Raw genomic sequence first — 14323 nt, forward strand, 5'->3', positions numbered from 1 at the left:
AACGACGGAGGCAGGGCATTTTTATGTGCGAGGCTTTAGCCCGCGAGTTGCGTTTTTACCCACTCTGGTACTGCCGCCAGCGCCTGTGGCAGATTTTCTGCTTGCGTGCCCCCAGCTTGGGCCATATCGGCGCGTCCACCGCCTTTGCCGCCAACCTGTTGCGCGACAAAGTTAACCAACTCACCCGCTTTCACTTTGGCTGTGGCATCGGCCGTCACGGCGGCAATCAGACTAACCTTGCCACCATCGACGGCCGCCAGCACCAGGGCGGCGCTGCCGAGTTTATTTTTGAGTTGATCCGCGCTTTCACGCAAAGTTTTGGCATCCGCGCCGTCTAATACGGCGGCCAAGACTTTGAGACCATTTACCTCCACCGCTTGCGCGGCCAAATCGGCACCTTGGCTGCTCGCCAGTTTAGATTTCAAACGCGCGAGTTCTTTTTCCAGCGCTTTAATCTGCTCTTGCGCATGGTTAATCTTGGCAGGCAGTTCAGCCACCGGGGCTTTGAAGGCACTGGCGGCGGCTTGCAACGTGGTTTCCATTTCCTGCACCACGGCCAAGGCACCCGTACCCGTCACCGCTTCAACACGACGAATCCCGGCAGCGACGCCACCTTCGCTAATGATTTTGAACAAACCAATATCGCCGGTACGTTTCACGTGCGTCCCGCCGCAGAGTTCACGGCTAGAACCAATATCCAGTACCCGCACTTCATCGCCATATTTCTCGCCGAAGAGCATCATCGCGCCGAGTTTCTGGGCTTCTTCAATCGGCAGGACACGGGCTTGCGTATCCGCATTCGCTAATACCTCAGCATTCACCAATGCTTCAACTTTCGCTAATTCGGCTTCGGTCAGTGGCGCGTTGTGTGCAAAGTCAAACCGCGTCCGCTCCGCAGTTACCAACGAGCCTTTTTGTTGCACATGGCTGCCCAGTACTTCGCGCAGCGCTTTGTGCATCAAGTGCGTGGCGCTGTGGTTGCGTACGGTGCGGGCGCGTTGCTCCGCATCCACTTTGGCGCTCAGCACATCACCGACTTTAATTTCGCCTTCCACGATGCGGCCATGATGGCCAAACACATCGGCTTGAATTTTTTGCGTATCTTCCACCAGCACACGGCTGGTCGCATTGCGCAGCTCACCGCTGTCACCCGCTTGACCACCGGATTCGGCGTAGAACGGGGTGTGGTCCAGCACAATCACGGCATCATCACCGGCTTTGGCACTGGCAACAGATGCGCCTTCAACATATACGGCGGTGACTTTCGCGCTGTCATGGACTAAGTGCTCGTAACCGTGGAAAGTCGTGGCGGTGCCGCTGTATTCCAAGCCTTGCGCCATTTTGAATTTACCGGCAGCACGGGCTTGTTCGCGCTGGCGATTCATCGCCGCATTGAAACCCTCTTCATCGACTTTTACGCCACGCTCCCGGCACACATCGGCGGTCAGGTCGAGGGGGAAGCCGTAGGTGTCATGTAATTTGAACGCCGTTTCGCCATCTACCACGGCGACGTTATTCGCCAGCGCACTGTCCAAAATTTCCATGCCATTCGCAATAGTTTGGAAGAAGCGTTCTTCTTCTTGTTTCAGCACCTCGGTAATCCGCTGTTCGCCTTGGCGCAGTTCGGGATAGGCTTCGCCCATTTCTTTTGCCAGCGGAGCCACCAGTTTATGGAAGAAGGGGGTACGGGCACCGAGTTTGTAGCCGTGGCGAATCGCACGGCGGGCAATCCGGCGCAGCACGTAGCCACGACCTTCGTTACCGGGAATCACGCCATCAGCCACGGTAAAGGCACAGGCACGAATATGATCGGCAATGACTTTCAGTGATGGGCTGTTGCTGTCAATGTTCTCACCGCCAGCACTTGGTGTGGCCGACGCGACCGCACTTTTCGCTGCCGCGAGCAAGTTCACAAACAAATCAATTTCGTAGTTGGCATGAACATGCTGAAGCACGGCGGCAATCCGCTCTAACCCCATGCCCGTGTCCACACTCGGTTTGGGCAGTGGGTGCATCACGCCCTGTTCATCGCGGTTGAACTGCATGAACACGTTATTCCAGATTTCAATGTAGCGGTCGCCATCTTCATTGGGGCTGCCGGGGGGGCCGCCAGCAATCTCGGGGCCATGATCGTAGAAAATTTCGGTGCAGGGGCCGCAGGGGCCGGTGTCGCCCATCATCCAGAAGTTATCGCTGGCGTAGCGTGCGCCTTTGTTGTCGCCAATCCGCACAATCCGCTCGGCGGGCACGCCGACTTCTTTGTTCCAAATCTCATAGGCTTCGTCATCTTCGGCATATACCGTGACCCAGAGTTTTTCTTCAGGCAATTTGAATTCTTTGGTCAGCAATTCCCACGCGTATTGGATGGCATCACGCTTGAAATAGTCACCAAAGCTGAAGTTGCCCAGCATTTCAAAGAAAGTGTGGTGACGCGCGGTGTAGCCGACGTTTTCCAGATCGTTATGTTTACCGCCGGCCCGGATACATTTTTGCGAGGTCGTGGCGCGAGTGTACGGACGCTTATCAAAGCCGAGAAAGACGTCTTTAAACTGATTCATCCCGGCATTGGTAAAGAGCAAGGTCGGGTCATCGCCCGGCACCACAGGGCTGGAAGACACAATCTGGTGGCCTTTGGAGGCAAAGAAATTGAGGAAGGTTTGACGGATTTCTGCAGCTTTCATGGCGCGCAATCGGATTCAATAAAGGTAAACCGTCATTATACGGGCAACCCGGTGCGCAGCATTACTCCCGCACAAAGCACAAGGCCTCGCCGAATTCAGGCGAGGCGTTGTTAGAAGCGTAGAAACGGACCGATTAATTGTGCTGGCGATCGTGTTTTTGGCGATAAATCGCACGGCTGTCGCGGTTTTCTTCGCGGCGCAATTCGCGACGCTCTTGGCGTGTGACCACCCCATCGGCTTCCGCCTTAGCCTGATGGCGATCTAGCCGTGCTTCGCGGCGCTCTAAACGCGCGGCTTCGCGATTAGTCAGGGCACCACTTTGCTCACCTTGCTGTATCCGTCGCTCCTGATTCGCTTCACGTTTATCAATGCCAGGGGTTGCAGTCTGGGCAAGAACAGCACCGGTGCATACAATAGATAACATCAAGACCTGACCCAATTGCGTAAAACCAGATACGTTCATTCTTTTCTCCTAGAGGGTGTTATTTAAGTGGCATGGCAACGCGTCGTGGGTCACCATGAGAGCACTAACGCCAAGGCCCCAGACTGGTTGGCGCAGCAGTTGTAAAGTTTTGTAATCAAGGCCGATAGTCCTGAAACAAGTCCAGCCGATCAGTACAAAATGCGTCCACCCCCCAACCTTGAATTTCACGCGCCCGCGCTGGGCGATTGACGGTGTAGCAAAACAGCCAATAGCCCGCTGCTTTGATTGCCTTGGCAAGATGCGGGGTTAAAAATTTATGATTGCAATGCAGCGCGACGCATTCCATGGTTTCGAGCTGCTGCTGCCAGTTAGCAGGGATCACATCAAATAATGCACCACGGGGTAAATGCGGCGCGGCTTGTTGCGCGGCAGAAAGTGCGAGAGATGAAAAAGAGGAGAGCAACGGTAAGGCCAGCGTATCGTGGCCAGCAACCGCTTTAGCGACCGTTTGTGCGACCACTTTACCGGTTTGCGTCTCATAACCTGGAACGGGCTTGATTTCTACATTCATCCAGATCCCCTGTTGCTGGCAATAGGCGATGACATCGACCAAGGTGGGAATCGGCTCACCCGCAAACTCAGCCGCTTTCCACGCCCCCGCATCGCGCCCCTGCAAGATAGCCCAGGGAAAATCGGCAACACAGCCTTGCCCAGCAACCGTTCGCCCCAGGAACGGATCATGCATCAAAATCGGCACCGCATCAGCCGTCAGCATGGCATCGTATTCCACCGCACGGTAGCCCAATGCATAGCCGGTTCGCATGGCTGCCAAGGTATTTTCCGGGGCCAGGGTGCCCGCGCCACGATGTGCCAGAACAACAGGATAAGGCCATGATTGAAAATGCATGCGCGTCTCTCTGGTAAGCTGAAATAACGCCGTTATACCGTGAAGCTGATTTTTTGAATAGGGCCAGATGAATAAGACAGAGTACGACATCGCCATCATCGGCGGCGGGATCAACGGGGTTGGCATTGCCCGCGATGCCGCAGGGCGCGGCCTGAAAGTGCTGCTTGCAGAGCAGCATGATCTGGCCCAGCACACCTCATCGGCCAGCACGAAACTGATTCATGGCGGCCTGCGCTATCTGGAACACATGGAATTTATGCTGGTGCGCAAAGCCTTACTGGAACGTGAGGTGATTTTACGCAGCGCCCCCCACATTACCTGGCCACTGCGTTTTGTCATGCCGCACGATCCTGCCATGCGACCAGCGTGGATGATTCGCGCCGGTATTTTTCTCTATGACCACTTAGCACCACGCGACTTACTGCCGGACTCGGAAGTGGTTAATCTGCGGCACCATGAGAGCGGTGAACCACTAAGCCAAGACTATCAACGCGGCTTTATCTACTCAGACGGTTGGGTCGATGACGCCCGCCTGGTGGTCTTGAATGCGCTCGATGCCAGAGAAATGGGGGCCGATATTCGCGTGCAAACGAGAGTCATTGGCGCAGAGCGGTATCCTGAGCATTGGACCTTAACGCTCGCCGCGGGCAGCGAACAACAGTCGATTCAGGCCCGCGCAGTGGTCAATGCTGCCGGCCCCTGGGCCGCACAACTCCTCGGGAAAACCTTACAGGTTAAGAGCCAATACCACTTACGGTTGGTGAAAGGAAGTCATATCGTTGTCCCTAAACTGTATGACCACACCTACGCTTATCTTTTTCAAAACCCCGACAAGCGGATTATTTTTGCGATTCCTTATGAGCAACAGTTCACGCTGATCGGCACGACGGATGTGGAATTTACCGGTGATCCCGCGAGTGTCCAGATCAGCCCTGCCGAGATCGACTACTTATGTGCCATGAGTAATCGCTATTTCAACAAGCAGCTCTCGCCTGCCGATATCCGCCATACCTATGCTGGTGTTCGCCCCTTACTGGAAGATGCGCAAGATGATGCCAGCGCGGTCACGCGGGACTACGCCCTGGAACTAGATACCGCAGGACCGCCACTATTGACCGTGTGGGGCGGCAAAATCACGACCTATCGTAAACTTGCCGAGCAAGCCGTGCGTCACCTTCAACCCGCGCTAGAAAATCATGCGCCGGACTGGACCCAGCAAGGGACCCTACCAGGCGGCGCCTTTGAACAGTTTGACAAATTTTGCGCTCAAACCTGGCGTCATTACCCCTGGATGGAAGATGCCCTACTACTCAGATTGTGCCGCGCCTATGGCACTCGCATTCATAAAATTTTCGCCGGTTGCGAGACTGAAGCAGCCGCCGGCCAAGTAATCGCCCGTCATGTCTACGCACGCGAACTCGATTATCTGGTCCACCACGAATTTGCGCGCACCGCTCATGACATTCTGTGGCGTCGAAGCAAGCTGGGCTTGCACTTAACCCCTACCGAGCAAGCAGCAATTGATACTTACCTGCAATCAATTCTCCCCCATTCTCAGCCTTAAGTGCTGCCCCTCAGGAGACACGGCATATGGCAACCCCCCACTTTATTGCGCTTGATCAAGGCACCACGAGTTCACGCGCGCTGCGCTTTGCCTACGACACGCAAAGCCAGCAAGTTCAGCTGCTGGCTCAGCAACAGCAAGAGTTTAATCAGTCGTTCCCGCAGAGTGGTTGGGTCGAACACGATCCGCTAGAAATTTGGTCCAGCCAGCTAGCTTGTCTGTGCCAAGTGTTAAGTAGCCACCAAGCCGAAAAAGTCGCTGCCATCGGCATCACCAATCAACGCGAAACCTTGGTTGTATGGGATAGAGCGACCAGCCAACCGATTTACCCAGCGATTGTCTGGCAAGATCGGCGGACCAGCCCTTGGTGTCAGCAACAGCGCGAATTAGGGTTAGAAGATCTGGTTCGCGCTAAAACCGGGTTGGTACTCGACCCGTATTTCAGCGCGAGCAAATTGGTGTGGATCTTAGCGCATGTGCCAAACGCACGGGCAGCCGCCAATCGAGGCGACTTAGCATGTGGCACGATAGATAGCTGGCTACTCTGGATGCTAACAGGCGGTAAAGTCCACGCAACAGATGTGACAAACGCCAGTCGCACGATGCTATTCAATATTCACACTGGAGAATGGGATCAAGATCTGCTCAAGCAGTGGCAGATTCCGGCCTCATTGCTGCCGCAAGTCCAGTACTCGGCAGCCCACTATGGCACCACAGCAACGAGCGTGGTGGGGCAAGAAATTCCCATCTGTGGGGTAGTTGGCGATCAGCAAAGCGCCCTCTTTGGGCAGCACTGTCTCGCCCCAGGTGATGTTAAAAATACCTACGGTACTGGCTGCTTTATGCTGCTACATACCGGGCCCCAAGCGCGCTACTCCAAGCATCATCTCTTAACCACCCGTGCCGCACAATGGGATGCGCAGCCACAATTCGCGCTTGAAGGCAGTGTCTTTATGGGGGGCGCGGTTGTCCAATGGCTGCGTGATGGGCTGGGTATCATTAAAGCATCCGGCGATATTGAAAAACTGGCGAATGCGGTCAGTGATAGTGGGGGCGTTGTGCTGGTTCCCGCATTTGCGGGGTTAGGAGCCCCGTATTGGGATGCTGAGGCCCGGGGGGCCGTATATGGCCTGACGCGCGGCACCACCAACGCCCACCTCGCACGAGCGGCGCTAGACGCGATTGCGTTACAGTGTGTGGACCTCATGCAAGCCATGCAGGCCGATTTGGCCGAGGGTGAAACGATTAGCGCCCTGCGAGTGGATGGTGGCGCCACCCATAATCACCTACTGATGCAGCTGCAAGCAGATTTACTCCAACTCCCGGTTTTACGGCCCACCATCAGCGAAACCACGGCGCTCGGCGCGGCGAGTCTGGCTGCGGTAGGCAGTGGTTGGCGTGCGGCGGCGACACCGTGGCAACTGACTATGGAGACCGTTACCCCCCGCCAAGACCCGCAGCGGCAGCAAGAGATGGCAACATTGCGAGCACGCTGGTCACGTGCAATTGCAGCGACTCAGGCCTTTAGCCAGACGGCTACCGGTTAGGTCGATTCCCCAACAATATCCGGATCAAAAGAAGGGCCAACGCCATTCACCCACTATTTTTGTGGCTATTACATCTCATGCGCAGTGGGATTTTTGCCCTAAAATCCGAACGTAGTTATTTGTTATTAACCCTGAGGACAACATGGAACACACCCTACCCGCATTACCTTATGCTCTGGATGCCCTGGCACCAACCATTTCAAAAGAAACGCTGGAGTTTCACTACGGCAAACATCATCAAGCCTATGTGACAAACTTAAACAACCTGATTAAAGGGACTGAGTTTGAAAATGCCAGCTTGGAAGAAATCGTTAAAAAATCGACTGGCGGTATTTTCAATAACGCTGCCCAAGTTTGGAACCATACGTTTTACTGGTTTTGCCTAGGCCCAAATGCAGGTGGCGCACCCACGGGCGCACTCGCTGAGGCGATTAACGCTAAATGGGGCAGCTTTGATGCCTTCAAAGAAGCGTTCAGCAAATCGGCTATTGGTAACTTTGGCTCTGGCTGGACTTGGCTGGTCAAAAAAGCTGATGGCAGTCTCGATATCGTCAATACCAGCAATGCAGGCACGGTACTCACCACAGCGGACAAAGCTCTCTTGACGTGTGACGTCTGGGAACACGCTTACTACGTGGATTACCGCAATGCCCGTCCTAAATACGTAGAAAGCTTCTGGGGCTTGGTGAACTGGTCTTTTGTCGCCGAGCAGTTTGCCTAAAAGAGCAGGTTGGTTAGTCAGTCAAAAAGCAGCCTATGGGCTGCTTTTTTATTTCGGAATACCTTGGACTTTCTGGCCCGCTTTGACACCTTGCTGCCGAAACCAACCCTGGTTCATTTCCAACACATAACGGACGGGTTTTTTTGAACAATGGCTGTCATCTTTCAGGGGCTGCATATCCGCCAGATTAACAATCGTGCCATCATCATCAATAAACGCCGCAGTAAGCGGTAAGAGGGTATTACGCATCCAGAAACATTGTTGTCCCTTTTCTGGAAAAATAAAAATCATTCCCTCATGCGTGCCGAGGTGCTGACGCTGCATCAAGCCAATTTGGCGCTGCAGATTTTCAGTCGCCATCTCCGCCTGAATTTGTCGCCCGCCGACAGTTAGCGTCACCTGCGGTAATGTTGGTTGCGGTATCTGCGCTGGTTGCGCCAGCACCACAGCACTTAACAGAGACAATACGGCGAAAAGCCAACGGCTGCCAACTCTGGCGAGATTCATACACAGTGGTCGCATCGATTTATTTCTGCGGTTGGGCGGGTGCGGGTGGCGGTGGTGGTACCCGATCTTTACTGCCTGCTGGGGGCGCACTCGGTGCCGCAGGTTTCACAGTGGTCGAGGTAGCGCCGCTGTTGGTCGGGTTGGCAAAAGCAGCCACACTGAGTGCGCTGGCCAGCAAAAGACATCCGAATTGACTGCCTGTTGATCGTTTCATACCGCTACTCCTTTCGTTCTAAACTGACCTCAATCTCACTGATTGACGCTGAGTGACTTCTCTATCTTAATTTTGTATCTTAATTTTCTATGTTAGCGCATCTGACGGCAATTGTACGCACACCCCTGGCTGTGGTGCCACAGCAAATAAATCGACATTACCAATCGCGACGCGGATCAACCGCAAAGTTGGCAAGCCCACAGCGGCTGTCATCCGCCGCACCTGGCGATTTTTTCCTTCGGTTAGCCGCAGCGCCAGCCAACTGGTAGGAATGCTGGCACGATAACGAATGGGTGGGTGCCGGGCCCACAGATGACTTTCTACCCAAGCTGCCTCCAGGGCTTCAACTTGTGCGGGGCGCGTTAATCCATCTTTCAGCATCACACCCTGAGCCAGTTGTTTGAGCGCCGCCGCGCTGGGCTGGCCTTCCACTTGAACCCAATACGTTTTCGGTAATTTTTGCCGGGGGTGAGTGATTTTGTGTTGCAGGGCGCCGTCATCTGTCAGTAAAAGTAAGCCTTCACTGTCAGTATCTAACCTGCCAGCAGGGTAAACAGCGGAATAAGGAATCCCACTCGCCAGCGTAAGTTGGCCCGGCGCTCCCGTGAATTGGCACAACATGCCGTAAGGTTTATTAAAGGCAATTAACATAGCCTTAAGCTACCACGCATATTGCCGAGAATGACATATCGCGCATCGTTATTTTGGTGCATAATCTCATATGTCTTATATAAGACTTAATGCTTGCCTGATTCGCTGAGCCAATCCTTGTGCCCATGAATCAAGCATGGAGAAAAGTCAGTTTTAGTGTAAAGATGCGATGTATAGCGGCATACTGGCCGCTCGCGCATTATTGTTCGATTACCAACCTTCACTGGGAGCGTTTCATGTATCAACATATTCAAGTGCCTACAAGTGGTCAGAAAATTACAGTCAATCCTGACTTCTCATTAAATGTTCCTGACCAGCCTATCATTCCCTACATTGAGGGCGATGGCACCGGTGTTGATATTACGCCGCCAATGATTGAGGTGGTCGATGCAGCAGTCGCCAAAGCTTACGGCGGCAAACGGAAAATTTCCTGGATGGAAATCTACTGTGGTGAAAAATCTACCAAAGTGTATGGCCCTGATGTTTGGCTGCCGGATGAAACCCTGCACGCACTGAAAGATTATGTCGTGTCGATCAAAGGCCCACTCACCACCCCAGTTGGCGGCGGGATTCGCTCACTCAATGTTGCCTTGCGCCAGCAACTCGATCTCTATGTCTGTATGCGACCCGTCCGCTATTTCACTGGCGTTCCTTCGCCGGTGAAAGAACCAGAAAAAACCGATATGGTGATTTTCCGTGAAAATTCAGAAGACATTTACGCGGGGATCGAGTGGGAAGCAGAATCAGAAGGGGCGAAAAAAGTCATTGATTTCCTGATCAAAGAAATGGGCGTGAAAAAAATCCGTTTCCCTGAAACATCCGGGATCGGCATCAAGCCTGTTTCACGCGAAGGCACCGAACGCTTGGTGCGCAAAGCCATTCAATATGCGATTGATAATGACAAACCCAATGTCACCATTGTCCATAAAGGCAATATCATGAAGTTCACCGAAGGGGGCTTCCGTGATTGGGCTTATGCACTGGCAAAAAATGAATTTGGTGCAGTTGAGATTGATGGCGGTCCATGGTGCAAATTTACCAACCCCAAAACCGGCAAAGAAATTATTGTCAAAGATGCGATTGCTGACGCATTTTTACAACAAATCTTATTGCGTCCCGCCGAATACAGTGTGATCGCCACCCTCAACTTGAATGGTGATTATATTTCTGATGCCCTTGCAGCCCAAGTCGGCGGGATTGGGATTGCCCCTGGAGCGAACCTCTCTGACTCCATCGCAATGTTTGAAGCAACCCACGGCACAGCACCCAAGTACGCAGGGAAAGACTACGTGAATCCTGGTTCACTGATTCTCTCGGCAGAAATGATGCTACGCCACATGGGGTGGCTAGAAGCCGCAGATTTAATCATTAAAGGCATGGATGGTGCCATTCAGTCCAAGCAAGTCACCTATGACTTTGCCCGCCTGATGGAAGGCGCCACGCAAATTGCCTGCTCGGCTTTCGGTAAGCAAGTAGTCAAATTTATGTAAGCCACCAAAAATAAACCCTGCCTGACGGCAGGGTTTAGGGCTTCGGTAATAAAAAACCCCCAATCAAAATTGGGGGTTTTTTATTGGCTTACTGCTGTGCCTGAATGTTCGTGGCTTGTTTGCCTTTGGGGCCAGTCGTGATTTCAAACGTCACTTTCTGACCTTCCTTCAGTGTACGGAAACCCGCAGACTGAATCGCGCTAAAGTGCGCGAACAAATCTTCACCGCCCTCATCGGGTGTGATGAAACCGAAACCTTTAGCGTCATTAAACCATTTGACGGTACCTGTTGCCATGCTACTACCTTCCTTCTGTTAACTAAATAATGTGTGCCAATCAGTCAGGCTTTACTCAAAAAACCTAACACCCACTAAACAACCGGCGCAATGCCGTATTACTTCAGTAGGCTTGTGACTGCAGCCCACCTCCAGGATCTTTAATAAAGCCAAATAACCTTACTGAATAGATACCTTTTGTGATTGTTCAGCGATGCGGCGACATTGTCAAGTAAAGTTTCTCGTAAATCACACTAACAGAGAGCTAGCTAGGGCCATTAGACGGATTCTGACTTGAGATTCCTCCCTATGGACCGATATTCCCCATAAGACAGGTGATTGATAGCCGACTATGGCATTGAGCACTCGCTTGCGGCTTAATTAATGTGCAGTTAGGGGAATAACCTGATGAAACAAGCGGTCCTTACGCCGCTGAGCAGAAATGAATGCGTTTAGAATGTACTGATGAATGCTGCTTACATTGAATTGCAAACCTCAACGGGTTGGGTCAATCAGGCCAGTCCTGAGCACCACCATGAGGCCGTCCTGGAAACTGAAAAAGTTGCGACACAGCCACCGCCTTTATGGCAGGTTGTGTTGTTGAATGACGACTATACGCCGATGGAGTTCGTGGTGTACGTGCTGGAGAAATTCTTTGGCAAAAGTGCGGAACAAGCCACGCAGATTATGTTGAAAGTTCACCATGAAGGAAAAGGCGTGTGTGGGGTGTATCCGAAAGACATTGCCGCAACCAAGGTAGAGCTTGTTCGCGAATACGCACAGTTGCATCACCACCCGCTGCAATGTGATATGGAAGTTGTCGATTAAGTCAGAGATAACGAAAGAAACGGAATTTATTTTCTTAAGTCTTGTCTGGTGTTTTATAACTGCACTATGTGGTGCGGTCGCAAGGGAGTAGTCATGATTTCGCAAGAACTGGAAGTAAGCCTACACATGGCTTTCGTTGAAGCCAGACAGCAACGCCACGAATACATTACCGTGGAACACCTGCTGCTGGCGCTGCTGGATAACCCCTCAGCGACCAATGTTTTGCGTGCTTGCGCGGCAAATATTGATGACTTACGCAAAAGCCTGACCAACTTCATCAAGGACAACACACCGGTGATCAGCGGTCAGGATGAAGTAGATACCCAACCGACGCTGGGCTTTCAACGTGTCATCCAGCGCGCCATCATGCACGTGCAATCGTCTGGCCAAGGCAAAAAAGAAGTTACCGGGGCCAATGTTCTGGTGGCGATTTTTGGTGAAAAAGATTCCCATGCCGTCTACTTCCTGCACCAGCAAGGCATCACCCGGCTGGACGTGGTGAACTACATTTCCCATGGCATCACCAAAATGACTGGTGGCACCCCCGCTAAGGCCGAAGGCGATGCGCCCGCTGAGCAAGAAGGGGAAGCCCCTCAAGCGACTCCGCTCGATCAATTCACCCAACACCTGAACGCCCAAGCCAAAGACGGCAAGATCGACCCGCTGATTGGCCGCGAAAGCGAAGTCGAGCGCGTGGTGCAAGTGCTCTGCCGCCGCCGCAAAAACAACCCCCTATTGGTGGGTGAAGCGGGCGTGGGTAAAACCGCGATTGCCGAGGGCTTGGCCTGGCGCATTGTGAAAGGCGATGTGCCGGATGTGCTGCTGGAAGCGCAGGTCTACGCCCTCGACATGGGTGCGTTGTTGGCCGGCACCAAATACCGGGGTGATTTTGAGCAACGCCTCAAAGCCGTGCTCAAGCAGCTCAAAGACAACCCCCATGCAATTCTGTTTATTGATGAGATTCACACCCTCATTGGCGCCGGTTCCGCATCTGGCGGCACCTTGGATGCGTCCAATCTGCTCAAACCCGCCCTCTCGTCCGGGCAAATGAAATGCATTGGCGCCACCACTTATACTGAGTTCCGTGGCATTTTTGAAAAAGACCACGCCCTCGCCCGCCGCTTCCAAAAAGTCGATGTGGTTGAGCCGACCGTGGAGCAAACCATTCAAATTCTGCGTGGCCTCAAAACCCGCTTTGAAGAGCATCACGGCATTAAATATTCGGCTGGCGCTCTCACCACCGCCGCCGAACTCGCCGCCAAATACATTACCGACCGCCACCTCCCAGACAAGGCGATTGATGTGATTGATGAAGCCGGTGCCGCGCAACGCATTCTGCCCAAATCTAAGCAGAAGAAAACCATTGGTAAAGGTGAGATTGAAGAAATCGTCGCCAAAATCGCCCGTATCCCGCCTGCCAGCGTCAATACCGATGACCGGCAGCAGCTCAAGCATTTGGAGCGCAACCTGAAAAACGTCGTGTTCGGGCAAGACCCCGCGATTGAAGTACTGGCCAGCGCCATCAAAATGGCCCGTTCTGGTTTAGGCAAGCCCGATAAACCGATTGGCGCCTTCCTCTTCTCCGGCCCTACGGGCGTGGGCAAAACCGAAGTGGCCAAGCAACTCGCCTTCATCATGGGCATTGAGCTGCTGCGCTTCGATATGAGCGAATACATGGAACGGCATGCCGTCAGCCGTCTGATTGGCGCACCTCCTGGCTATGTGGGTTACGACCAAGGCGGCCTACTCACCGAAGCCATCACCAAAAAACCGCACTGCGTCTTACTGCTCGATGAAATTGAAAAAGCCCATCCCGATATCTTCAACATCCTGCTGCAAGTGATGGATCACGGCACGCTCACCGATAACAATGGCCGCAAAGCTGACTTCCGCAATGTGATCATCGTCATGACGACCAATGCGGGTGCCGAATCGCTGACCAAGCGCGCAATTGGCTTTGCCGAGCCTTCCGTCAGCGGCGATGAAATGGTGGAGATTAAGCGCCTGTTTACGCCGGAGTTCCGTAACCGGCTGGACAGCATCATCTCCTTCAAGCCGCTCAATGAAGACATCATCCTGCGCGTGGTGGATAAATTCCTCATGCAACTGGAAGAGCAACTGCACGAGAAAAAAGTCGAAGTCATCTTCACCGATGTGCTGCGCAAATTCCTCGCCAAAAACGGCTTTGATCCCCTCATGGGTGCCCGCCCCATGCAGCGGATTATTCAAGACACCATCCGCAAAGCCTTGGCTGATGAACTGCTGTTTGGTCGCTTAACTGACGGTGGCAATGTCACCGTGGATGTGGATAAAGAAAATGGCAAAGAGGAAAAGGTCGTACTGAGGTTTGCCGAAGCAGCGTCGGCGAAGCCAGAAGAGACGGCGGATGTGTTAAGTTGAGCACAATCGAAAATCAAAAAGGCCCACATTAAATGCGGGCCTTTTTGTTATGAGAAGCTGTCTAAAATATCAATAGGGTCTGCCCCTGTTTGACAGGGCAATAGGTGAGCCCATT

General features: G+C 53.1%; 13 protein-coding genes. 6 read left to right on the forward strand and 7 right to left on the reverse strand.

Annotated elements, in window-relative coordinates:
* Positions 1 to 35: 35 nt before the first annotated feature.
* The 3 genes from alaS to ugpQ form a co-directional block, all read right to left on the reverse strand.
* The gene (gene alaS, locus DU000_RS06535; protein ID WP_114402547.1) at positions 36 to 2681 is read right to left on the reverse strand and encodes an alanine--tRNA ligase; all 2646 of its coding nucleotides are present in this window, start codon (positions 2679 to 2681) and stop codon (positions 36 to 38) included.
* A gap of 133 nt (positions 2682 to 2814) precedes the next feature.
* Entirely contained in the window at positions 2815 to 3144 is a 330-nt protein-coding gene (locus DU000_RS06540) for a hypothetical protein (RefSeq protein WP_205074024.1), read from the reverse strand.
* Between the two features lie 115 nt (positions 3145 to 3259).
* Positions 3260 to 4012: a glycerophosphodiester phosphodiesterase gene (gene ugpQ / locus DU000_RS06545; protein ID WP_114402548.1), complete on the reverse strand. Its 753-nt coding sequence runs from the start codon at positions 4010 to 4012 to the stop codon at positions 3260 to 3262.
* Between the two features lie 67 nt (positions 4013 to 4079).
* On the opposite strand from ugpQ, the gene glpD reads away from it, so the two are divergent.
* The 3 genes from glpD to sodB all read left to right on the forward strand — a co-directional run bounded on the left by glpD (position 4080) and on the right by sodB (position 7844).
* A complete protein-coding gene (gene glpD, locus DU000_RS06550; RefSeq protein WP_114402549.1) occupies positions 4080 to 5576 on the forward strand; it encodes a glycerol-3-phosphate dehydrogenase in 1497 nt (498 codons plus the stop codon).
* A gap of 26 nt (positions 5577 to 5602) precedes the next feature.
* Positions 5603 to 7123 (forward strand): glycerol kinase GlpK, encoded by a 1521-nt coding sequence (gene glpK, locus DU000_RS06555; RefSeq protein ID WP_114402550.1) that lies wholly within the window; start codon positions 5603 to 5605, stop codon positions 7121 to 7123.
* Positions 7124 to 7265: 142 nt separating this feature from the next.
* Entirely contained in the window at positions 7266 to 7844 is a 579-nt protein-coding gene (gene sodB, locus DU000_RS06560; RefSeq protein WP_114402551.1) for a superoxide dismutase [Fe], read from the forward strand.
* A gap of 48 nt (positions 7845 to 7892) precedes the next feature.
* On the opposite strand, the gene DU000_RS06565 is transcribed toward sodB, so the two are convergent.
* From DU000_RS06565 to DU000_RS06575, 3 genes are all read right to left on the reverse strand, one after another.
* Positions 7893 to 8351 (reverse strand): DUF192 domain-containing protein, encoded by a 459-nt coding sequence (locus DU000_RS06565; RefSeq protein WP_240001820.1) that lies wholly within the window; start codon positions 8349 to 8351, stop codon positions 7893 to 7895.
* A 19-nt stretch (positions 8352 to 8370) separates the two neighbouring features.
* The gene (locus DU000_RS12570; protein ID WP_147266971.1) at positions 8371 to 8565 is read right to left on the reverse strand and encodes a hypothetical protein; all 195 of its coding nucleotides are present in this window, start codon (positions 8563 to 8565) and stop codon (positions 8371 to 8373) included.
* 87 nt (positions 8566 to 8652) lie between these two features.
* Entirely contained in the window at positions 8653 to 9216 is a 564-nt protein-coding gene (locus DU000_RS06575; RefSeq protein ID WP_114402554.1) for a pseudouridine synthase, read from the reverse strand.
* A 236-nt stretch (positions 9217 to 9452) separates the two neighbouring features.
* Between DU000_RS06575 and icd the strand changes: the two genes are divergently transcribed.
* Positions 9453 to 10706: an NADP-dependent isocitrate dehydrogenase gene (icd, locus tag DU000_RS06580; RefSeq protein WP_114402555.1), complete on the forward strand. Its 1254-nt coding sequence runs from the start codon at positions 9453 to 9455 to the stop codon at positions 10704 to 10706.
* Between the two features lie 88 nt (positions 10707 to 10794).
* Here the strand turns inward: icd and DU000_RS06585 are convergent, their stop codons facing one another.
* On the reverse strand, positions 10795 to 11001 hold the full coding sequence (locus DU000_RS06585) for a cold-shock protein (RefSeq protein ID WP_114402556.1): 207 nt from the start codon (positions 10999 to 11001) through the stop codon (positions 10795 to 10797).
* Between the two features lie 444 nt (positions 11002 to 11445).
* On the opposite strand from DU000_RS06585, the gene clpS reads away from it, so the two are divergent.
* Positions 11446 to 11808, forward strand: a complete 363-nt coding sequence (gene clpS, locus DU000_RS06590; protein WP_114402557.1) for an ATP-dependent Clp protease adapter ClpS — start codon at positions 11446 to 11448, stop codon at positions 11806 to 11808.
* A gap of 93 nt (positions 11809 to 11901) precedes the next feature.
* A complete protein-coding gene (gene clpA / locus DU000_RS06595) occupies positions 11902 to 14208 on the forward strand; it encodes an ATP-dependent Clp protease ATP-binding subunit ClpA (RefSeq protein WP_114402558.1) in 2307 nt (768 codons plus the stop codon).
* Positions 14209 to 14323 lie beyond the last annotated feature (115 nt).

It is taken from the genome of Parvibium lacunae (assembly GCF_003335215.1).
Taxonomy (GTDB): Bacteria; Pseudomonadota; Gammaproteobacteria; order Burkholderiales; family Burkholderiaceae_D; genus Parvibium; species Parvibium lacunae.

Excerpts from the sequence above, each read along its gene's own strand:
- alaS (WP_114402547.1), bottom strand. The coding sequence starts at position 2,681 with ATGAAAGCTGCAGAAATCCGTCAAACCTTCCTCAATTTCTTTGCCTCC.
- DU000_RS06540 (WP_205074024.1), bottom strand. The coding sequence starts at position 3,144 with ATGAACGTATCTGGTTTTACGCAATTGGGTCAGGTCTTGATGTTATCT.
- ugpQ (WP_114402548.1), bottom strand. The coding sequence starts at position 4,012 with ATGCATTTTCAATCATGGCCTTATCCTGTTGTTCTGGCACATCGTGGC.
- glpD (WP_114402549.1), top strand. The coding sequence starts at position 4,080 with ATGAATAAGACAGAGTACGACATCGCCATCATCGGCGGCGGGATCAAC.
- glpK (WP_114402550.1), top strand. The coding sequence starts at position 5,603 with ATGGCAACCCCCCACTTTATTGCGCTTGATCAAGGCACCACGAGTTCA.
- sodB (WP_114402551.1), top strand. The coding sequence starts at position 7,266 with ATGGAACACACCCTACCCGCATTACCTTATGCTCTGGATGCCCTGGCA.
- DU000_RS06565 (WP_240001820.1), bottom strand. The coding sequence starts at position 8,351 with ATGAATCTCGCCAGAGTTGGCAGCCGTTGGCTTTTCGCCGTATTGTCT.
- DU000_RS12570 (WP_147266971.1), bottom strand. The coding sequence starts at position 8,565 with ATGAAACGATCAACAGGCAGTCAATTCGGATGTCTTTTGCTGGCCAGC.
- DU000_RS06575 (WP_114402554.1), bottom strand. The coding sequence starts at position 9,216 with ATGTTAATTGCCTTTAATAAACCTTACGGCATGTTGTGCCAATTCACG.
- icd (WP_114402555.1), top strand. The coding sequence starts at position 9,453 with ATGTATCAACATATTCAAGTGCCTACAAGTGGTCAGAAAATTACAGTC.
- DU000_RS06585 (WP_114402556.1), bottom strand. The coding sequence starts at position 11,001 with ATGGCAACAGGTACCGTCAAATGGTTTAATGACGCTAAAGGTTTCGGT.
- clpS (WP_114402557.1), top strand. The coding sequence starts at position 11,446 with ATGAATGCTGCTTACATTGAATTGCAAACCTCAACGGGTTGGGTCAAT.
- clpA (WP_114402558.1), top strand. The coding sequence starts at position 11,902 with ATGATTTCGCAAGAACTGGAAGTAAGCCTACACATGGCTTTCGTTGAA.